15 protein-coding genes are annotated in these 21,751 nt (G+C 62.7%); 4 read left to right on the top strand and 11 right to left on the bottom strand.

The window, feature by feature from the left end:
• Positions 1–468, bottom strand: a 468-nt coding sequence (locus JV201_RS13070) for an MgtC/SapB family protein (protein WP_219407038.1), incomplete at its 3' end; no start/stop codon positions are given.
• Between the two features lie 120 nt (positions 469–588).
• On the opposite strand from JV201_RS13070, the gene JV201_RS13065 reads away from it, so the two are divergent.
• From JV201_RS13065 to JV201_RS13050, 4 genes are all read left to right on the top strand, one after another.
• Complete coding sequence (locus JV201_RS13065; RefSeq protein ID WP_003207514.1) at positions 589–828, top strand: DUF3203 family protein; 240 nt, start codon at positions 589–591, stop codon at positions 826–828.
• Between the two features lie 184 nt (positions 829–1,012).
• Positions 1,013–2,428 carry a cytochrome c oxidase accessory protein CcoG gene (ccoG, locus tag JV201_RS13060; protein WP_177122927.1) on the top strand — a complete coding sequence of 472 codons (1,416 nt, stop codon included), beginning with the start codon at positions 1,013–1,015 and terminating at the stop codon, positions 2,426–2,428.
• Positions 2,429–2,598: 170 nt separating this feature from the next.
• Entirely contained in the window at positions 2,599–4,008 is a 1,410-nt protein-coding gene (mapR, locus tag JV201_RS13055; protein ID WP_219407037.1) for a GntR family transcriptional regulator MpaR, read from the top strand.
• 188 nt (positions 4,009–4,196) lie between these two features.
• Entirely contained in the window at positions 4,197–4,568 is a 372-nt protein-coding gene (locus JV201_RS13050; protein ID WP_008435173.1) for a hypothetical protein, read from the top strand.
• Positions 4,569–4,617: 49 nt separating this feature from the next.
• Here JV201_RS13050 and JV201_RS13045 read toward each other — a convergent pair whose 3' ends face one another.
• From JV201_RS13045 to JV201_RS13000, 10 genes are all read right to left on the bottom strand, one after another.
• Positions 4,618–5,364, bottom strand: coding sequence for an SDR family oxidoreductase (locus JV201_RS13045; RefSeq protein ID WP_008435175.1), 747 nt, complete (start codon positions 5,362–5,364; stop codon positions 4,618–4,620).
• Positions 5,365–5,436: 72 nt separating this feature from the next.
• Entirely contained in the window at positions 5,437–7,530 is a 2,094-nt protein-coding gene (locus JV201_RS13040) for a bifunctional diguanylate cyclase/phosphodiesterase (RefSeq protein ID WP_003207505.1), read from the bottom strand.
• A 274-nt stretch (positions 7,531–7,804) separates the two neighbouring features.
• Positions 7,805–9,283, bottom strand: coding sequence for an efflux transporter outer membrane subunit (locus JV201_RS13035; RefSeq protein ID WP_177044761.1), 1,479 nt, complete (start codon positions 9,281–9,283; stop codon positions 7,805–7,807).
• Positions 9,280–12,387, bottom strand: coding sequence for an efflux RND transporter permease subunit (locus JV201_RS13030; protein ID WP_102605669.1), 3,108 nt, complete (start codon positions 12,385–12,387; stop codon positions 9,280–9,282). Before JV201_RS13030 ends, JV201_RS13035 begins: the two co-directional genes overlap by 4 nt.
• Positions 12,384–15,485 (bottom strand): MdtB/MuxB family multidrug efflux RND transporter permease subunit, encoded by a 3,102-nt coding sequence (locus tag JV201_RS13025; RefSeq protein ID WP_177021962.1) that lies wholly within the window; start codon positions 15,483–15,485, stop codon positions 12,384–12,386. The genes JV201_RS13030 and JV201_RS13025 overlap by 4 nt, the downstream gene beginning before the upstream one ends.
• Complete coding sequence (locus JV201_RS13020; protein WP_178911521.1) at positions 15,482–16,792, bottom strand: MdtA/MuxA family multidrug efflux RND transporter periplasmic adaptor subunit; 1,311 nt, start codon at positions 16,790–16,792, stop codon at positions 15,482–15,484. The genes JV201_RS13025 and JV201_RS13020 overlap by 4 nt, the downstream gene beginning before the upstream one ends.
• A gap of 230 nt (positions 16,793–17,022) precedes the next feature.
• On the bottom strand, positions 17,023–17,523 hold the full coding sequence (tpx, locus tag JV201_RS13015; RefSeq protein ID WP_134326424.1) for a thiol peroxidase: 501 nt from the start codon (positions 17,521–17,523) through the stop codon (positions 17,023–17,025).
• Between the two features lie 108 nt (positions 17,524–17,631).
• Complete coding sequence (gene metC, locus JV201_RS13010; RefSeq protein WP_219407036.1) at positions 17,632–20,346, bottom strand: cystathionine beta-lyase; 2,715 nt, start codon at positions 20,344–20,346, stop codon at positions 17,632–17,634.
• A gap of 25 nt (positions 20,347–20,371) precedes the next feature.
• Positions 20,372–21,019 (bottom strand): glutathione S-transferase family protein, encoded by a 648-nt coding sequence (locus JV201_RS13005; RefSeq protein ID WP_032899376.1) that lies wholly within the window; start codon positions 21,017–21,019, stop codon positions 20,372–20,374.
• 135 nt (positions 21,020–21,154) lie between these two features.
• Positions 21,155–21,751, bottom strand: coding sequence for a cysteine dioxygenase (locus tag JV201_RS13000; RefSeq protein ID WP_008435185.1), 597 nt, complete (start codon positions 21,749–21,751; stop codon positions 21,155–21,157).

Here is a 21,751-nt window from a genome sequence, read left to right as displayed (position 1 = left end):
TCTTGGCATCACACTGAACACCGCCAAGGCCAACAACGTGCTGAGTACCGCCGTGGATTCCCGCCCCATTCCCGCCGCCACCCCAATGGCGGCGGTCATCCACAAGCCGGCGGCGGTGGTCAGGCCTTTGACGTGCTGACCCTCCTCGTCTTCCTTGCCCTTTAGGATGGTGCCGGCGCCAAGAAAGCCGATACCCGCGATCACGCCCTGCAGCACTCGGCTCATGGCGTCTGCCTGGGAGCCGGACATGCTCGGCACCAACACGAACAGCGCGGCGCCCAGGGCCACGAGCATGTGGGTGCGTACCCCGGCGGCCTTGCCTTTCTGTTCGCGCTCGTAACCCAGGATCCCGCCCAATATCGCCGCAATCAGCAGCCGAACGGTGATTTGCGTGAGCTGCCGGGCATCGCCGATATCGGCAAATTCCGCTTGCAGGGTTACCCAGACTTCATGCCACCAGGCGTCCATGGACGTTTCCTTGTTGGGGGTCGATAGAACATGGACAGCATCGACCGTCAGTCAGTTGCGCAGAACCATTGCCTGCGCATCCCACCCTAATCGGTAATTGCCCACAAAAAGGAGATCGATATGCCCGTACGTATCGAAGGTCAGCAATGTTTCTTCACCGTCGATGTGGACGGCCACGAGAAACAACTGGAAGCCACCCATGTCACGGTCGAAACCGACAGCGAGAAATCCATGTCGTTCGTGAAGCTGAACGGTGACCGCACCTATATCACCGAAGCCGAAGCCGACGCATTGACCGTAGCGGGTGCCAAAGACGGCCGTAAGCACTTGAAAGCTACCGACGGTGATTCGGTGATTTGATTGACCTGGATCAGCCCCGCCTCAAAAGCGCTGCACCCCGCGCACCACCGGGTGCAGCACATTGTCGCAGGCATGCACGGGCGGCCCATCTGATCCGCTTTTTATCGCCATACCTGAGTCTGTTATGCAAACAGAGCGCCGGTCATAGTTCATCTGCCTGATGGAGGCTGATGAGCGAAAGACCATGAGCGATAGAATCCCCGTCCGAACCGTAGAAGTGTTTGAGCCTGCACATCCAAAGAAGATGAAGGCCAAATCCAGCGACAACCTGATTCACACCCGCAGTTTTACCGGCCTGTTCCGTACCTTGCGCGTGGCAGGCGCAGGCTTTCTGTTCCTGGCATTTTTCGGCACCGTGTGGCTGAACTGGGGCGGACGGCAGGCGGTGTTATGGGACCTGGCTGAAAGCAAATTCCACATCTTCGGTGCCACGTTCTGGCCCCAGGATTTCATCCTGCTGTCGGCGCTGTTGATCATCTGCGCGTTCGGCCTGTTCGCCATCACCGTATTCGCAGGGCGTGTGTGGTGTGGCTATACCTGCCCGCAAAGCTCGTTTACCTGGTTGTTCATGTGGTGCGAAAAGGTCACTGAAGGCGAGCGAAACCAACGCATCAAGCTGCAAGCTGCGCCCTGGAGCCTGGACAAGCTGGCGCGGCGCTCGGCCAAGCACGCGCTGTGGCTGGGGATCAGCGTGCTGACCGGGCTGACATTTGTCGGCTACTTCACGCCGATCCGGCCGCTGGCCGAGGAGCTGCTGACCTGGCAGATGGGCGGCGTAAGCCTGTTCTGGGTGCTGTTCTTTACCGGCGCCACCTACATCAACGCCGGCTGGCTGCGGGAAGCGGTGTGCATGCACATGTGCCCGTATGCGCGGTTCCAGAGTGTGATGTTCGACAAGGACACCCTGACCATTTCCTACGACGTAGCCCGCGGCGAGAACCGTGGCCCGCGCAAACGAGACGTGCAACCGGCGGACGTCGGCCTGGGTGATTGCATCGACTGCCAGCTGTGCGTGCAGGTATGCCCCACCGGCATCGACATCCGTGACGGCCTGCAAATGGAATGCATCGGCTGCGCCGCGTGTATCGATGCCTGTGATTCGATCATGGATAAAATGGGCTATGCCCGCGGCCTGGTCAGCTACACCTCGGAGCATCAGTTGCAAGGTGGCAAGACCCATCTGCTCAGGCCACGCCTGATCGGCTACAGTGCCGTGCTGCTGGTGATGATCGGCGCGCTGGTGGTGGCGCTGGTAGAACGCCCGATGGTGTCGCTGGACGTGACCAAGGACCGGGGGATGTTCCGCGAGAACAGTGACGGCTTGATCGAGAACATCTACAGCCTCAAGGTCATCAACAAGACCCAGCAGCGCCAGGATTACCGCCTGGAGCTGATGGACGGCGACGGCTTCCAGCTGCAGGGCAAGACCGAGATCAGCCTGGCACCAGGTGAGATTACCGATGTGCCGGTGTCGGTGGCGATGACCGCAGAGAAGCCGGCCAGCAGTTCGCAGACGATCCGCTTCAAGGTCTCGGATGTGGATGAGCCGTGGATTTACAGCGCGGCGGACAGCCGGTTTGTGGCGCCATTGAATCGCTGAGCCCAAGCTTTCAGCAACATTGGAGATCAAATGTGGGAGCGGGCTTGCTCGCGAAAGCGGTGTGCCAGTCAATGGATACATCAACTGAAAGATTGCTTTCGCGAGCAAGCCCGCTCCCACCGTTTGATCTGTGTTCAATCAGCAAAATCTGTTCAAAGCACTGAGCCCCAATGAAACGCTACGAAAAATTCGCCGACGACATCGCAGAACTGATCCGCTCCGGCGTGCTCGGGCCCGGCCAGCGCTTGCCGTCGGTGCGTTATGCCAGCCAGACCTACGGTGTCAGCCCGTCCACGGTGTTCCAGGCGTACTACCTGCTGGAGCGACGCGGGCTGATCCGCGCCCGGCCGCGCTCCGGGTACTTCGTCAACACCCATGCGCCCAGCCCGTTTTCCGAGCCGGTGGTGAGTGCCCATGTGCACGAGTCCACCGAGGTGGACGTCAGCGAATTGGTGTTCTCGGTGCTCGATTCCATCAAGGACCCGCAAACCGTGCCCTTCGGCTCGGCCTTCCCCAGCCCGACGCTGTTCCCGCTGCAACGCCTGGCCCGTTCCCTGGCGAGCGCCAGCCGGGAAATGGACCCGCGCATGGTGGTCACCGACATGTCGCCGGGCAACCCGCAACTGCGTCGGCAAATCGCCTTGCGCTACATGGTGGGCGGGCTGATGCTGCCCATGGAAGAACTGTTGATCACCAACGGCGCCCTTGAAGCACTGAACCTGTGCCTGCAAGCCGTGACCGAGCCGGGCGACCTGGTGGCCATCGAAGCACCGGCGTTCTACGCCAGCCTGCAAATCCTCGAGCGCCTGAAACTCAAGGCGGTGGAAATCCCCGTACACCCGCGCGATGGCATCGACCTCAAGGTGCTGGCGCAAAGCCTGGAGCGTTACCCGATCAAGGCCTGCTGGTGCATGACCAGTTTCCAGAACCCGATGGGCGCAACCATGCCCGAGGCCCGGAAACAGGAACTGGTGGAGTTACTGCGCAGCCACCAGGTGCCGCTGATCGAAGACGACGTGTACGCCGAGTTGTACTACGGTCAACAGGCGCCCAAACCGGCGAAGGCGTTCGACACCGAAGGCCTGGTGATGCATTGCGGCTCGTTCGCCAAGAGCCTGGCTCCGGGCTACCGCATCGGCTGGGTCGCCGCCGGACGTTATGCGCAGAAGATCGAGCGGCTGAAATTGATGACGTCGCTGTGTGCCTCGATGCCCGCCCAGGCGGCGATTGCCGATTACCTGCAACACGGCGGGTACGACCGGCACCTGCGTAAATTGCGTTACGCGCTGGAAGAACAGCAAAGCGCCATGCTCGCCGCCATCGCGCGCTATTTCCCGGCGCAGACACGGGTCAGCCAGCCTGCCGGCGGGTACTTCCTGTGGCTGGAATTGCCGGAACAAACCGACTCGTTGAAGTTGTTCCAGATGGCGCTGGCCCAGGGCATCAGCATCGCACCGGGACCGATCTTCTCGCCGACACAGCGCTTCAGGAACTGCATTCGCTTGAACTACGGCAGCCCGTGGGATGAGTCGTGTGAGAAGGCGATGGAGACGCTGGGGAAGATTGTGCGGTCGTTTTAACCTACGGATGGGAACCGTAGCCGGGCTAAGAACCACACAGGAGTGCGCTATTTCTTACGATAGAAAGAGCGCATTCACTTGGTTCACATCAGAGATGCCTTATGACTATTTCTTCAGCTGCCGGCCTGCGACCCCTTCCCGTTCCTCCCCACTATATGCGTGCCGCAGAGCAGCAACAGGTGCGCGAAATGACAGGCGCTACCGGGCGCCCCGCGGGAGATCATCGATCGAGTGACCAGATTACCGAACAAAGCCCTGTGCTGAAGAACTTCCTGGATAACCGCGACCACTACGAAGTGAGCGATGACCTGAAGCGCCAGGTGGGTGACTGGAGCGCGGCCAACCAAGACCCGGACTCTCGCGCCGACGCCACCTACAACCTGGATAAGGTACTGCGATTTATCGACAACGTGGACGATCTCAAATTAAGCGCCAGCCATAGCCGCAACGGTGTCCTGGACGGTTTTTCGAATCACGGCTACGCCATTCATCCAGACTCGGAGGCCAGCCTGCTCAAGGCGTTTTCCCTCAGGGGCTATGAAGCGCTGCGCGGCGCCTGATACCTGGGCTGTGGCGAGCGGCGTGCCCCTCGCCACAGGCGGTACAAAACTAACGACCGCCCGCCAGGTCAAGAAAGGTTCCCGTCGCATAGGACGCCTTGTCCGAGAGCAGCCAGATAATCCCTTCCGCGACTTCCTCTGCACGCCCGCCACGGGCCATGGGGATGCCCGGTTCAAGCTTGCTGACCCGATCCGGGTCGCCGCTCAGGGCGTGGAAGTCGGTGAAAATAAACCCGGGACGCACGCCATTGACCCGGATCCCCTCGCCCGCCACTTCCTTGGAGAGCCCGAGAGTGAAGGTATCCAGCGCGCCCTTGGACGCGGCGTAATCCACATATTCCCCCGGCGAGCCCAACCGCGCGGCGGCCGATGAAACGTTGACGATGCTGCCGCCCTGCCCGCCATGCTTGGGCGACATGCGCAGCAGCGCATGCTTGGCACACAGGATCGGCCCCAACACATTGGTCCTGAGGGTCTTCAGAATGCGGAACTCGGACATCTCATCGACCCGCGACTTGTGCCCGACGGTACCTGCGTTGTTGACCAGTGCCGTCACCCGGCCCAGTTCGGTATCGACCCGGTGGAACAGGCCAATCACTTCGTCTTCAATGCTGACATCAGCCCGCACGGCAATCGCCTGGGCGCCGAGGGCACGCACTTGCTCAAGTACGCGGTGGGCGGCGTCTTCATCGGCCTGGTAATTGATACAGATGCGATAGCCTTGGGCGGCGGCCAGCAGCGCCGTGGCGGCGCCGATCCCACGACTGCCACCGGTGATGACGACGACTTTGTCCATGTGTAAGGTCTCCTGGTTCAACGTGAGCTGATGGATCCAATACTACCTGCGCCCTGCAGGTTTTGCATGGGCTCACATCACCGAATGCACACTCACCACCTGCTCGGCGCGCTGGATGTCGGCCATGAAACCCTCGGCCGGCAACGGATGCCCCAGCAGATACCCCTGAAGCGAATCGCAGCCCAGCCGGGTGAGGAAGCTCTGCTGTGAGTCGGTCTCTACACCCTCGGCCACAATGCGCAGGCCCAGGGCCTGACCGAGGGCGACGATGGCCGAGACGATAGCGGCGTCGTCGCTGTCGTGCTCCAGGTCACGCACGAAGCCCCGGTCGATCTTCAGCTCATTGGCCGGCAGACGCTTGAGGTACATCAGGCTCGAATAGCCGGTACCGAAGTCGTCGATGGACAGGTCGACGCCCATGTCCGAAAGCTTTTGCAACACCGTCATGCTCGCGTCGGCATCGCTCATGGCGGTGGTTTCGGTGATTTCCAGGGTCAGGCTGTTGGCTGGCAAGCGGTGGCGCTCCAGGGCAGCGGCGACACTCTTGACCAGTCCGGCGTGGCAGAACTGCAACGCCGACAGGTTCACGGCAATGCGCCAGTCGTGATAGCCCTGGGCATACCACACCTGCATCTGGCGGCAGGCTTCGTTGAGTACCCATTCGCCGATGGGGATGATCAGCCCGGTCTTTTCCGCCAGCTCGATAAACTTGTCCGGCAACAACAGGCCTTGTTGCGGGTGCTCCCAGCGCAGCAGCGCCTCGGCACCGACCGGGCGGCCGCTGATGGCGTCGAACTTGGGCTGGTAATAAAGCCGGAACTGCTCGTGCTCCACGGCATTGCGCAAGTCCTGCAGCAGTTGCAGTTGCTTGCGCGCATTGGTGTTCATCGACACGTCGAAAAAGCTGTAGCCGTTCTTGCCCATGCCCTTGGCGTGATACATCGCCGCGTCGGCGTTCATCAGCAGTTCCTGGGGCGTGGCGCCGTTGCCGGGGAACAGTGCGATGCCGATGCTGGCGGAGATTTTCAGCTCATGCTCGGCGACGTGGAAGGCCTGGTTGATCATGCCCACCTGGCGCTCGGCCAGGCGCAACGCATCGTCGGGCTGGCCCAATTGCACCAGCAATACAAACTCGTCACCGCCGATGCGGGCCAGGGTGTCCTGGCTGCGCAAGTCTTCGCGCAGGCGCAGGCCGACTTGCTGCAACAGCTGGTCGCCCATGTGGTGACCAAAAGCGTCATTCACCGGCTTGAAGCCGTCCAGGTCGATAAACATCAGCGCGAAGCAGCCGCCCTCTTCGTTCACCCGCTGTATCGCCTGCTGGATCCGGTCGGCGAGCAGGGTGCGATTGGGCAAGCCGGTGAGCATGTCGTGCAGGGCCAGGTGGGTGAGTTCCTGGTTGGCCTGGGTCAGGGAGTCGGCCAACACCGCGGTGCGGGCTTCCAGGCGGGCATCGGCCAGGGAGGTCAGCAGCGCGATGATCAACACTGCCAGGGTGGTGACCAGCACCAGGTTATCCAGGCCCTTGCCACTCAAGCCGTCCAGGGCCGCGCCGCAGAAGCTGCCATCGGCGAAACGCGCGGCGGCCATGCCGGTGTAGTGCATGCCGACAATCGCCACGCCCATCACCATCGCCGCCCCTCCTCGGGCCAACCGCACATACGGCGTGTTGCGCCGCAGGTTGAAGGCAATCCACAACGCCGCCGCCGACGCACCCACGGCAATCAGCAACGAGGCGGTGAACAGCGTGGGGTCGTAGTCGATGCCGGGGGTCATGCGCATGGCGGCCATGCCGGTGTAGTGCATGGCGCTGATGCCGGCGCCCATGATCAATGCGCCAAATGCCAGTTGCCACGCCGGCAAACGCGGCTGGCTCACCAGCCACAAGGCAAAACCGCTGGACAGGATCGCGATCAACAACGACAGCGCCGTGATGCCGACGTCATAGCCGAGGCTGATGGGCAGGCGGAAGGCGAGCATGCCGATAAAGTGCATCGACCAGATGCCCACGCCCATCGCCAGCGCGCCGCCGCCCATCCACAGGTACACCGCGCGGCCCCTGGCAGTGGCGATGCGGCCGGTCAGGTCCAACGCCGTATAGGATGCGAGGATCGCGACGAACAGGGAAATCAGGACCAGGGCGGGGGAATAACTACCGGTGAGCATGGGACTTCTCGTGACCTATGGGCCGAACGGCATCCGTGCCGGGCTGAAAAGTCAGGGATTGTAGCGAGAATAAATCTTGTACACCTGAAATATTGTCGTATAGCCATCATTCAAAATTTGACGCCAATCCGCTGGCTCAAAAACACCGCAGAACCCTTGTGGGAGCGGGCTTGCTCGCGAAAGCGGCGGGTCAGTTCATACACAGTTGACTGCCCCACCGTTTTCGCGAGCAAGCCCGCTCCCACACAAGCCCGTACACCAGCTAGAGCGGGGTTTACTTCTTGTCGCTCAGCTGCATTTGCCCATCCCAACCACCGCCCAGTGCAGCGATCAATTGCACACTGGCAACCAGCCGGGTTTGCAGCAGGGTCAGCACCGTACGCTCGTTGCTCAGGGCGGTGGCTTGCACGGTGACCACATCGAGATAGGCGATCAACCCGGCCTTGTACTGGTTCTGGGTCAGGCGCAGGGATTCCCGGGCCGCTTCGAGGGCCTCGTTACTCACGACCGCCTCGTCTTCCAGGACCTTGAGCTGGACCATGTAGTTTTCCACCTCGCGGAAACCGTCGAGTACGGTCTGGCGGTACTTGGCCACGGTTTCATCGTAGGACGCCTCGGCGCGGTCAACTTCGGCCGAACGCTGGCCCCCGTCGAACAGGGTCATGGCGAGTTTCGGCCCCACCGACCAGAAGCGGTTCGGCAGGCTGATCCAGTCGGCGTAGGTGCTGCTGGAGTAGCCGCCGGCCAGGCTCAGGGTCAGGTCCGGGTAGTAGGCGGTCTTGGCCACGCCGATGTTGGCGTTGGCCGCGATCACCGAGCGCTCCGCCTGAGCGATATCCGGGCGGCGCTCCAGCAGTTGCGACGGCAGGCTCACCGGAATCTGCGGCAGCGCCGGAATGTCCGTGCTCACCGCCAGGTTGAAGTTGGCCGGCGGCACACCGATCAGCACGGCAATTGCGTTTTCCAGCTGCGCCCGCTGCCAGATCAGGTCGATCATGCTGGCCTGGGTGCTTTTCAGCTGGGTCTGGGCCTGGGCGATGGCGTCCTTGCCCGAGACACCGGCGCGGTATTGGTTCTGGGTCATCTGCAGGGAGCGCTGGTAGGTGTCCACCGTGGCTTGCAGCAAACGGGTCTGTTCGTCCATGACCCGCAGTTGCAGGTAATCCTGCACCAGTTCCGATTGCTGGCTCAGGCGCATCGCCGCGAGATCCGCCGCGCTGGCTTCGGCGCTGGCTTCATTGGCTTCCAGGCCCCGGCGCAGTTTGCCCCAGATATCGGCTTCCCAGCTCACGCCCAACTGGGTGTTGAGGGTGTCGCGAATACCGCTGCTGGAGCTGCTGAGGCTGGCGTTACTGCTGCCGGTACCCTGGCTGGCCCGGCTTTTCGAGGCACTCAGGTCAACCGTGGGGAAGAACGCCCCACGGGCACTGCGCACCTGCGAGGCAGCCTGGCGATAACGCGCCTCGGCCTGGGCCACGGTCTGGTTGGAGCTGTTGAGTTTTTCTACCAGCTCATTCAGTTGTTTGTCGCCGTACAGCTCCCACCAGGCGCCCCGGGCCAGCGAGTCGCTGGGCGCGGCCTGGCGCCAGCCCTGGGCCTCTTTGTACTGGGCAGGCTCGGTCAATTCGGGGCGTTTGTAGTCCGGGCCGACGGCGCAGGCGCTGAGCATCACGCCGCACAGGGCCAGGCTCAGCAGCTTTGAGCCGCGAGTCATCGCCAGACGTTGCACGGTGGGAAACGTTGAATCGGTCATAGCGCAGTGTCCAGGGCAGCATCGGTACGCACTCCGCGCCAACCGTTGAAACGGTGGCGCAGGCGGTCGAGATAAAGGTAAACCACAGGGGTGGTGTAGAGGGTCAGGATCTGGCTGAACACCAGCCCGCCGATAATCGTCAGGCCCAGGGGCTGGCGCATTTCCGCGCCTTCGGCCGTGCTGAGCAGCAGCGGCACGGCGCCAAGAATCGCCGCCAGCGTGGTCATCAGGATCGGGCGCAGCCGCACCAGGCAGGCGGCGCGGATCGATTCCAGCGGGCTCATGCCGTCCTTGCGTTCCAGTTGCAGCGCAAGGTCGATCATCAGGATCGCGTTTTTCTTCACCACCCCGATCAGCAGGAACAGCCCCAGCAGCGAGATCAGGCTGAACTCGCCCCCCAGCAGGTAAATCGAAAGCAAGGCGCCCACCCCCGCCGACGGCAAGGTCGACAGAATGGTCAGCGGGTGGATATAGCTCTCATACAGAATCCCCAATACCAGGTACACCGCTACCAGTGCACCGAGGATCATGAACGGCTGGCCTTTCTGGGTGGCGGCGAAGGCGTCGGCCGTACCGGCCATCTTCGCGATCACCTCTTCCGGCAGGCCGACCTTGGCAATCGCCCGCTCAATGGCGGCCGTGCCCTGCTCCACCGTGACGCCGGGCGACATATCAAACGCAATGTTTTCCGAGGCGAACTGGCCTTCATGGCTGACCCGGTCGTCCGCCAGGCTGTTCTCATAGTGAGCGATGGCCGACAGCGGCACGCGCGCACCGGTGGACGTGATCACCTGCATCTGATTGAGGGTGATCGGGTCCTGGGCGTACTTCGGATTGACCTCCATCACCACCTGGTACTGGTTGAGGCTGTCGTAGATGGTGGAAATCTGCCGCTGACTGTAGGCGTTGTTGAGCACGGCAGTGACCATGTCCATGTCAATGCCCAGGCGCTTGGCCTGGTCGCGGTCGACAATCAACGTCACCTGGGCCGCCCCACGTCCTTCACGGGCATCGATGGCGGTCAGCTCCGGCAGCTCACGCAACGCGGCAACCACTTTCGGGTACCACAGGCGCAAGGCCGCCAGGTCGCCGCTTTGCAGGATGTAGGAATACTGCGAGGTGGTCTGGTCGCGGCCGCCGCCGAATTGCAGGTCCTGGTCAGCCATCAGCATCAGGCGCCCGCCGGGCACCAGTGGCACATTCTTGCGCATGCGCTCGATCACCGCCTGGGCAGAAATCTTGCGTTCGCTGATGGGCTTGAGCCGCACCAGCATCACCGCGTTGTTGGTGCCGCTGTTGCCGCCAATAAAACCTGCCACGCTCAACACCGCGGGGTCCTGCAGGACCGCCTTGCGGAAAATTTCCATCTTCGGCTGCATCACACTGAATGACAGCCCGTCATCGCCACGCACAAAGCCGATCAGTTGCCCGGTGTCCTGCTGGGGCATGAAGGTTTTCGGCACCACCACATACAGCGCGACGTTGACCCCGATGGTCACCAACAGGCTGAGCAGCGTCAGGCGCTTGTGGCGCAGCACCCAGTCCAGGCTGCGGGCGTAGCCTGCCACCATGCGGTCGTTGATCTTCTGGCTCCAGCGCTGCAAGCCTGTTTCCTGGCCTTTGACATGGGGCTTGAGCCAGCGGGCGCAGAGCATCGGGGTCAGGGTCAGCGACACCACCAGCGAGACGATGATCGCCGCCGCCAGGGTGATGGAAAACTCGCGGAACAGGCTGGTGACGATCCCGCCCATGAACAGGATCGAGAGGAACACCGCCACCAGCGAGACGTTCATCGACAGCAAGGTGAAGCCGACTTCCTGGGCTCCCAGATACGCCGCCCTCATCGGCGGCACACCCTCGTCGATGTGCCGGGAAATGTTCTCCAGCACCACGATGGCATCGTCCACCACCAGGCCGGTGGCGAGGATCAGCGCCATCAGCGACAGGTTGTTCAGGGAAAAGCCGAACAGGTACATCACTGCAAACGTACCCACCAGCGACACCGGCACCGCCAGGGTGGGAATCAGCGAGGCGCGGAAGTTGCCGAGGAACAGGTACACCACCAGGATCACCAGGGCCACGGCAATCAGCAGGGTCATCTCGGCTTCGTGCAAGGTGGCGGTGATCACTGGCGAACGGTCCATGGCCAGGTTCAGCTTGACGCTGGACGGCAACACCGCCTGCAAGGCCGGCAGTTGTGCCTTGATCTGCTTCACCGTCTCGATGATGTTGGCGCCGGACTGGCGGTTGATCACCAGCAGCACCGCCGAGTCATTGTTGAAGAAGCCGCTGTTGTAGCGGTCCTCGACGCCGTCGCTGATCTTCGCCACATCCCCCAGGCGCAAGGCCGCGCCATTCTGGTAGCGGATCAGCAGCGGTTCATAGTCCTTGGCCTTTTCCAGCTGGTCGTTGGCCTGGATCTGCCAGTTGCGCTGGCTGTCCTCCAGCGAACCCTTGGGCCGGCGCACGTTGGCATTGGCGATGGTATTCCGCACATCGTCCAGGGCCACGCCGTACTGGTCGAGGGCCTTGGGTTCCAGTTCGATACGCACGGCGGGCAACGAGCTGCCGCCGATCTGCACTTCACCCACGCCCGGCACCTGGGACAGGCTCTGGGACAGGATGGTCGATGCCAGGTCGTACAACTGGCCCTTGGGCAACACGTCCGAGGTCAGGGACAGCACCATGATGGGCGCCTGGGACGGGTTGATCTTCTTGTAGGTGGGCATGCTGCGCATGCCGCTGGGCAGCAGGTTACGCGAGGCGTTGATCGCCGCCTGCACTTCCCGCGCCGCGCCGTTGATGTCGCGATTGGAGTCGAACGCCAGGATCACCCGGGTCGAACCCTGGCTCGACGAACTGCTCATGGTGGTAATGCCGGCAATCGCGCCGAAGGAACGCTCCAGCGGCGTGGCCACCGTAGACGCCATCACCTCGGGGCTGGCCCCCGGCAAGCTGGCCGACACCACGATCACCGGGAAATCGATCTGCGGCAATGGCGACACCGGCAACAGGTTGAAGCTGACGCCGCCCAGCAGCATGATCGCCAGGCTCAGCAGCATGGTGGCTACCGGCCGGCGAATGAAAGGTCCGGACAGGTTCATGACTCAACCGGCTCCAGGCGCACCGGCTCTTTGCGCCAGCGACGGCCGAGGCGGTCGAAATACAGGTAGATCACCGGGGTGGTAAACAGGGTCAACACCTGGCTCACCAGCAACCCGCCCACCATCACCAAGCCAAGCGGCTGGCGCAACTCGGCGCCGGAGCCGGTGGCGAGCATCAACGGCACGGCACCGAACAGCGCCGCCAGGGTGGTCATCAGGATCGGCCGGAAGCGCAACAGCGCCGCCTGGTAGATCGCGGTTTGCGGGTCCAGGCCCTGGTTGCGCTCAGCGTCGAGGGCAAAGTCGATCATCATGATCGCGTTCTTCTTCACGATGCCGATCAGCAGGATGATGCCGATGATCGCGATCATCCCCAGGTCGTTGCCACTGAGCAGCAAGGCCAGCAAGGCGCCCACCGCTGCCGACGGCAGGGTCGAGAGGATGGTGATCGGGTGGATGTAGCTCTCGTAGAGCACCCCGAGCACGATGTACATGGTCACCACCGCCGCCAGGATCAGCAGCAAGGTGCTCGACAGCGAAGCCTCGAATGCCTGGGCCGCGCCCTGGAACTGGGTCTGCACGCCCACCGGCATGCCGATGTCTTTCTGGGTCTGGTTGATCAGTTCGACGCCCTTGCCCAGCGCCACGCCGGGGGCCAGGTTGAACGACATCATCACCGCCGGGAACTGACCGATATGCGCGATTGCCAACTGGGCCTGGCGCTGTTCCACATGGGCCAGGCTCGACAGCCGCACCTGGCCGCCGTCGGTGGTTTTCACATGGATCTGGTTCAGGGCGTCCGGGCCGAGGGTTTCACCGGACTGGGCCTGCAATACCACGCGGTACTGGCTGGCCTGGGTGTAGATGGTGGATATCTGCCGCTGGCCGAACGCGTCGTACAGCGCGTCGGTGATGGTCGACACCGACACGCCAAGGCGCGATGCGGCGTCACGGTCGATCACCAGGTACACCTGCAGGCCCTTGTCCTGCAGGTCGCTGGCGACGTCGGAGAGTTCCGGCAACTGGCTGAGGGCGTGTACCAGCTTTTCACTCCACAAGGCCAGCAGCTCGGCGTCCGGCGAGGACATGCTGAACTGGTACTGGGTACGGCTGACGCGGTCTTCGATGGTCAGGTCCTGCACCGGCTGCATGAACAGGCGAATCCCCACCAGCTTGTCCAACTGCGGCTGCAGGCGCGTGATGATCTGCGCCGCGCTCAGGTCCCGTTCACCGTGGGGCTTGAGGTTGATCAGCAGGCGACCACTGTTGAGGGTGGCGTTATCACCGTCTACCCCGATATAGGACGACAGGCTCTCCACCGCCGGGTCTTCGAGGATGATCTTCGCCAGTTCCTGCTGGCGCTGGCTCATCGCCGCAAAGGAAATCGACTGTGGCGCTTCGGAAATGCCCTGGATCACGCCGGTGTCCTGCACCGGGAAGAAGCCCTTGGGCACTACCATGTACAACACCACGGTCAGGCCCAGGGTGGCGATGGCCACCAGCAGGGTCAGCGGCTGATGCCTGAGCACCCACTGCAACTTGCGCCCGTAGGCCTCGATCAGCCAGTCGATCCAGGCGCCGCTGGCCTTGTAGAAACGGCCCTGCTCGTCCTCTTTCGGCTCACGCTTGAGCAACCGCGCGCACATCATCGGCGTCAGGGTCAGGGACACCACCAGGGAAATCAGGATCGCCACCGCCAGGGTGATCGCGAATTCACGGAACAAGCGCCCCACCACGTCCGCCATGAACAGCAGCGGGATCAATACCGCGATCAGCGACAGGGTCAGGGAAATCAGGGTGAAGCCGATCTGCTTGGCGCCCTTGAGCGCCGCATTGAGCGGTGTATCGCCTTCCTCGATGTAGCGGGAAATGTTCTCCAGCATCACGATGGCGTCGTCCACCACAAAACCGGTGGCGATGGTCAGCGCCATCAGCGTCAGGTTGTTGATGGAGAAACCGGCGAGGTACATCACGCCGAAGGTGCCCACCAGGGACAGCGGCACGGCGATGGACGGAATAATGGTCGCGCTGAAGCGGCGCAGGAACAGGAACGTCACCATCACCACCAGGGCAATGGCGATCAGCAATTCGTGTTGTACATCCTTGACCGAGGCCCGGATGGTCTGGGTACGGTCGGTAAGCACCGTCACGTCCAGGCCCGCCGGCAGGTTGTCGGTGATGCTTGGCAACAGCGCCTTGATCCGGTCCACCACCTCGATGACGTTGGCCCCGGGCTGGCGCTGGATGTTCAGCAGGACCGCCTGGTTTTCGTTGGCCCAGGCCGCGAGGCGTTCGTTCTCGGCGCCGTCGACGATCTGCGCCACATCCTTGAGCCGCAACGGCGCGCCGTTGTTGTAGGCGAGGATCAGTTCGGCGTATTCCTTGGGCGAGACCAACTGGTCGTTGGCGTCGAGCATCGACACCCGCGTGGGGCCGTCAAAGTTACCCTTGGGCTGGTTGACGTTGGAGGCGGCGATCAGGGTGCGCACGTCCGACAGGTTCAGGCCGTTGGCCGCCAGGGCCTCGGGGTTGACCTTGATCCGCACCGCCTGGCGCTGGCCGCCGGCGATGCTGACCATGCCGACGCCGCTGATCTGCGCGATCTTCTGCGCCATGCGCGTGTCGACCAGGTCATTGAGCTTGGGCAGCAACATGGTCTTGGAGGTGATGGCCAGGGTCAGCACCGGGGTATCCGCCGGGTTGACCTTGTTGTACACCGGCGGCGCCGGCAGGTCCTTGGGCAGCAGGTTGGTGGCGGCGTTGATCGCGGCCTGCACCTGTTGCTCAGCGACATCCATGTTGATGTCGAGGTTGAAACGCAGGGTCAGCACCGAGGCGCCGCCGGAGCTGGTGGACGCCATCTGGGTCAGGCCGGGCATCTGCCCGAACTGACGCTCAAGGGGCGCCGTGACCGCGCTGGTCATTACGTCCGGACTGGCGCCGGGGTACAGGGTCATCACCCGGATGGTCGGGTAATCCACCTGGGGCAAGGCCGAGACCGGCAGCAGGCGATAAGCGATCACGCCGGCCAGGACAATGGCCAGCATGCTCAGGGTAGTGGCTACCGGGCGAAGGATGAACAGCCGCGAGAGGTTCATGCGCCGCCCTTTTGCGCCTTGGCGGCATCAGCCGGGCCTTGTTGCGTCTTGGCTGCCGGTTGACCCTGGAGGTGTTCGGTCGGCGTGGTCGGCACTTCAGTGCTGTCGTTGACCACTTCAATGTCGCTGCCGTCCTTCAGGCGGTCGGTGCCTTCCAGCACCACGCGGTCGCCGGCGGCCAGGCCTTGCTTGATCACGGTGTTGTCGCCGTCGGAATCACCGATCACCAGCGGACGCACCTTGACCTTCTTGTCGCCATCGAGCACGTAGACGAAGGTGCCGGTATTGCCGAACTGAATCGCTGCCGACGGCGCCAGCACCACGTTGTGCAGGGTGTCGGCCAGCAAGTGCACGTTCACGAACTGGTTGGGGAACAGCGCCTGGTCCTTGTTATCGAACCGCGCCTTGAATTTCAGGGTGCCGGTGGTGACGTCGATCTGGTTATCGAGGCTTTGCAGCACGCCCGTGGCTTTCACCGCGACATCGCCACGGTCCCAGGCTTCCACCGGCAGCTTGTTGCCGGCGTGATAACGCGCCAGCACGGTTTCCAGGGTGTTTTCCGGCAACGTGAAGACCACGCTGATGGGTTGGGTCTGGGTGATCACCGCCAGGAAGGTGGTGTCGTTGGCGGCGACGAGGTTGCCCACGTCTACCTGGCGCAGGCCGACACGACCGGTGATCGGGGCGCGGATCTTGGTGAATTCGAGGTTGAGCTTGGCGTCATCCACCGCGCCCTGGTTGGTCTTGACCGTGCCCTGGTACTGCAACACCAGTGCTTCGGCGGTGTCCAGGGTCTGCTTGGCGATACTGTCCTGGGCATACAGGTCGCGATAACGCTGCACGTCGACCTGGGCGTTTTTCAGCTGGGCCTGGTTCTGCAGCAACGTGCCCTGGGCCTGGAGCAAGGCATTCTGGTAACTGCGCGGGTCGATTTCCGCCAGCAGGTCACCGGCCTTGACCATCTGCCCCTCTTCAAAGGCGATCTTGACCAGCTCTCCGCCAACCCGGCTGCGCACATTGATGGTGTTGAGTGCCGTCACCGTACCCAGCGCCTTGTAGTACACCGGGAATTCGCCCAGCACCGCCGGCGCCACACGCACCGGCACCGGGCCAGTGGAACCCCCAAAGCCCGGGCGCATCATCCCCGACTTGCCGGCATGCCCGGCGGGCTTCTTCTCGGCGCTGTCCTTGTGGCTGGTGCCAGGCCAGAACTTCCAGCACAGGCCGGCAATGACCAGCAGCACGAGAAGGCCGAACAGCCAGCGGCGGGAGTGACGAGGGGTGGATTGCATGGAGTGATCAACCATTGGGTGCGAGAGCTTCTTCTTCGGGAGGCTGAAAGATAAGCACTGGGGCGCGTTAAGAAAAGCGCCTTTACCGGCTATTTACCTTGGATTACAACTTTTAACTTCTGTGCTTAGTCCATTCGCTATCTGGCTAAGCATCTGAAGCACAAATAAAAACGGCCTGGACTAGGCCAGGCCGTAATACTGCATCACGCGTGTTACTGCAAAACGACAGTAATGCGTAGTAACAGTTACTTCAAAACAGCCAGGGCTGCCTCGTAGTTCGGCTCTTGGCCAATTTCGCTGACCAGTTCGCTGTGCAGTACGTTGTCGTTCTCGTCCAGTACCACGACGGCACGGGCGGTCAGGCCGCGGAGCGGGCCATCAGCAAGCGCTACACCGTAGTCGACAGCAAAGGCTGCCTCACGGAAGTCCGACAGGTTCTTCACGTTTTCCAGGCCTTCGGCACCGCAGAAACGCGCCTGGGCAAATGGCAGGTCGGTGGAGATGCACAACACTACGGTGTTGTTCACGTCGTTGACCTGAGCGTTGAACTTGCGAACCGAAGTGGCGCAGGTCGGGGTATCAACGCTTGGGAAAATGTTCAGCACTTTGCGCTTGCCGGCGAAAGTCGCCAGGGTCGCGTCAGACAGGTCGCCGGCAGTCAGGGTGAAGTCTGGCGCCTTGGCGCCGACTTTCGGCAAATCGCCTTCGACCTGGACAGGGTTGCCTCGGAGGGTAACTTGAGCCATGAACGGAATCCTTCTAGTGGTGGTAGTGAAACGAATTTCAGGTGCCGAAGTTAAACACAAAGTTCGATGGGCACCTATGGGCGGACGCAAATTGTCATGGTGCGAGGCTCAACGCCCCGCCGCCACGAACCCGAGCTGCAGGTCCTCGATCAACGCCTCCACATCCTCCAGCCCCACATGCAGGCGCACCACCGGGTTCAATCCACGGTCGGCGGCGTTCTGGCGATCCTGTGTATCGGCCAGGGTCACCAGGCTTTCAAAGCCGCCCCAGGATGCGCCCAGGCCAAACAGCTGCAGGCCGTCGATAAACCGTTCGACGTAGCCGGCATCCGCGCGGTCGAGTTCGAAGGACAGCAAACCGTTGCTCCCGCTGAAGTCACGCTTCCACAGCGCGTGGCCAGGATGCTCCGCCAGTGCCGGATGAAACACCCGCCTGACCTGCGGCTGCGCCTGCAACCACTGGGCAATCTTCAACGCCTGGCGCTCGTGCACGTCCAGCCGGGAAGCCAGGGTGCGTGCGCCACGCAGGATCAGGTAGGCATCGTCGGCACTCACTGCATTGCCAAAGGTATCGCTCATTTTCGCCAGGGCCGGCCATGCCGCTTCGGTGGTGCAGACGCTGCCCATCATCACGTCACTGTGGCCGCCAAGGTACTTGGTCAAGGCCATGATCGAGATGTCGGCACCCAACGCCAGCGGGCGGTACAGGTACGCCGAGCCCCAGGTGTTGTCCACCGCCAGCAGAATGCCCCGCGGCTTGCACAGTGCGGCTAGCGCGGGCAGGTCACACAGCTCATACAGCAGCGAACCCGGCACCTCGGCGTAGACCATTTTGGTGTTAGCCTGCAGTTGCGCTTCCAGGCCGCTGCCGTCCGGGGCGAAATAGCTGACTTCGATGCCGAATGGCTGGAGGAACTCCCGGGCCAGTTTGCGCACCGGCGAATAGACGGCGTCGGTGATCAACACATGGTCGCCGGGCCGCAGGTAGGCCAGGAACGTCTGCGCCGCGGCGGCGAGCCCGGTGCCATACAGCCGTGTGCGATAGCCACCCTCAAGTTCGGTGACCAGGTCTTCAAGGGCAAAAGCGGTGGGATTGCCGCGTGCGCCGTAACTCAGGACCCGCTCACTGTCGCGTCGGGAGCGCGCGTCACGCATCTGGGCCAGGTTGTCGAACAGCACGGTGCTCAGGCGGGTGATCGGTACGTTCACCGCCCGACCACCATTGCCGCCTTCGGTACGCGCCGCGTGAATCAGCCGGGTACGCACCCGTGACGCGGGCAACAACGGCTTGAGACTGGCGATTTCCGCTTCGCTCATCTGTGCCAACAGGCCAATTTCCCAGGCGAGATATTGGCGGGCAGCGTCCTTGTTGCCGCTGTGGCGGTCGTGGGTGAAGAACAGGAAGTCGATGCACTGGTTGTCCGGAGGCGTTTGCGCATCCTCGATCACCGGCAAACCGGCCGCAACCCACGCGGCATAGCCGCCGTCGAGCAAACGCACATCGCCGCCCAAGCCCAACGCAGCAAAAGCGGCCAGTGCCGGATCATCAGCCAGCAGCACCAGTGGACGCCCACCCGCGGTCAACCGCGAACGAATCGACCAGCGCGAACCGACAATCCGGCCCTTGCGATGGATCATGCTCGGGCGCAGGTCCACCAGGTCCACGGTGTCGTCCTTCAGCGCATCGGCCAGCGCCTGCACCGAGATCAGCGGCAGCGCGTCAAAGGGCACGGCCTCCTTGGCCTCCAGCGCCAATCCACTGTGGACGCCGCCCTCCAGCACATACGCCTCATGCCCCAACTGCCGCAGCCAACTGGCGACAATCGGCGCACGCACACCATCACTGTCCAGCAGCACCACCCGTGCCTGACGCACGCCGATGTACAGGTCGGTGGACTGGATCAATTGCCCGCCCGGCGTGTGTTGCGCCCCCGGCAAACTGCCGGCGGCAAATTCTTCAGCGGTACGCACATCGCACAGGAACAGGCTACGGGCCGGGTCCGCCGCCCATTGCCGGACCTGCTCCGCCTTGACACTGACCACCCCAGCCCTCTCCGCCAACTGCCGGGCAGCTTCGCGCTGCCGGCCCAGATCCGTCGAGACCTGGTCGGCATAACGCCGAGTGCTGCCATGCTCCAGCTTGAAGTCCGCCAGGTACCAACCCTGGGTACCGTTTTCCAGGGCATAAACCGGGTTCTTCACCCCGAGGTTGATCAACGTCTGGGCGCCGATAATGCTGCGGGTACGCCCGGCGCAGTTGACCACGATCGGCGTGGTTTCATCCGGCACCAGGTCGTGCACGCGGTAGCCCAGCTCACCATTGGGGCAGCAGATGGAACCGGGAATGGTCATCTTGCGGTATTCATCGAACGGCCGACCGTCCAGCACCACCAACGGCTCGCCCGTGGCCTGCCAGTCCGCCAGTTGCTGCGCGGTGACGTGGGGTGTGTGGCTGGCCTCTTCCACCAATTCGCCAAAGGCTTTCGACGGCACATGCACCCCGGCGAACAACTGCAAACCCGCCGCCTGCCAAGCGTTCGCACCACCTTCCAGCACATGCACATGGCGGTAGCCCAGCGCTTGCAAACGCAGTGCCGTGCGCGCAGCCACATCGCCGCCGTCCTGGTCGTAGATCACCAGGCGCACCCGGGGATTCGGTGCCAGGCGCTGCACCTCCAGTTCCAGGCGGCTATAGGGCAGGTTCACCCCGTGAAACAGGTGGGCCTCGCCGTATTGGCCGTGCTCGCGTACGTCGAACAGGGCGATTTCCTGGCCGTCAAACAGCCATTGTTGCAATTGCCCGGGTGTGATGGTCTGGCTCATGGAAGTCCCGCAAAAAATAGATGGGTTACTGCAAGGCCAGCGAACGCTCGCCGGCGGCCACTTCACGGCCCTTGGCATAGGCCCGCTGGACTGCCGGGCGCGCCTTGATGCGCAGACGCCAGGCCTGGATGTTCGGGTAGTCCGCCAGGTCCTGGCCTTGGCGCAGGGGCTGGATCCACGGGAAAATCGCCATGTCGGCCACCGAATATTCGCCCGCCACATACGGCACCTCGGCCAGGCGCTGCTCCAGCACCCGATACAGGCGCGTGGCTTCGGCGTTCAGCAGGTCCAGGGCAAAGGGAATCGGTTCCGGGGCCTTCTCCTTGAACAGCTGCAACTGGCTCAGGTACGGGGTGATATGCCCTACCTGCCAGAACAGCCATTCCTGGACCTTCTGGCGCTCGGCGGTGCCGGCGGGCGGCAGGAAGCGCCCGGCCTTGTCCGCCAGGTAGTTCAGGATCGCCCCGGACTCGAACAGGCTCAGGGGTGCTTCAAGGCGGTGGTCGACAATCGCCGGAATCCGCCCATTCGCACTGATGCGCTGGAAGCTTTCCTGCTTCTGCGCGCCTTCGCGGATGTTGACCGGAATCAGGCGGTACTCCGCCTCGAGCTCTTCCAGCAGGATGCCGACTTTCAGGCCGTTGCCCGTAGGCCAGTAATACAGATCAATCATAAAAAACCCTGGATGAACGCGGATCTAATTGTRGGAGCGGGCTTGCTCGCGAATGNGGTGGGTCAGAAACGCATTCATTGGCTGACMCACCSCATTCGCGAGCAAGCCCGCTCCCACAGTTGATGTGTGTTGTGCTCAGGAATAGGCCCGGATTGAAGGCGCCATCTGCGAGGCGTTGTAGTTGAGGATCCGGCCGTCTGCTTCAACGCCATAACGGCCGTTGAGGGATTCCAGCGGCAAGCCGTACAGGTGGAAATGCAAGGTCGCCTGCTCACCCTCAACGCGAATCCCGTGCAGGTCTTCACCGAGGAACGAGATAGAGGTGCCCGGCTGCACGACGACTTCTTTCTCAAGGGTCAGGGTGGTGAAGCCTTCCTCACGCCCTTCATCGTTGCGGCCATACACGTAGTTGATTTCCTGGCCTTCAACGGCACTGATGATCGCCCAGGTTTCGTGGTTGTGCGGGAGGGTGCTTTTGCCCGGCAGCAACGAGTTCAGGTACAGGGTGGGCGTGTCGCCGTCGTCGTTCAGGCGATAGCGGAACGCGGTACTGCCCTGCCCCGGCACCGGCGCGGGGAACTCGCTGAAGTTGAACAGGTCCCGGCGCTCGGCCAGGGTTTCCAGCAGCCCGACGATTTCCACCAGGGCCGCGCGGTCTACGCCACGCTGGTTGATGACGCGGATCTGCTGCAGGAAGTCTTCGATAACGGCGGCACGGTTTGCGGTACTCAT

Source organism: Pseudomonas sp. Colony2 (assembly GCF_019382755.1).
In the GTDB taxonomy this organism is placed as follows: domain Bacteria; phylum Pseudomonadota; class Gammaproteobacteria; order Pseudomonadales; family Pseudomonadaceae; genus Aquipseudomonas.
The sequence above is the reverse complement of the archived record's forward strand: the minus strand, read 5'-3'. Positions and strand labels throughout refer to the sequence as shown.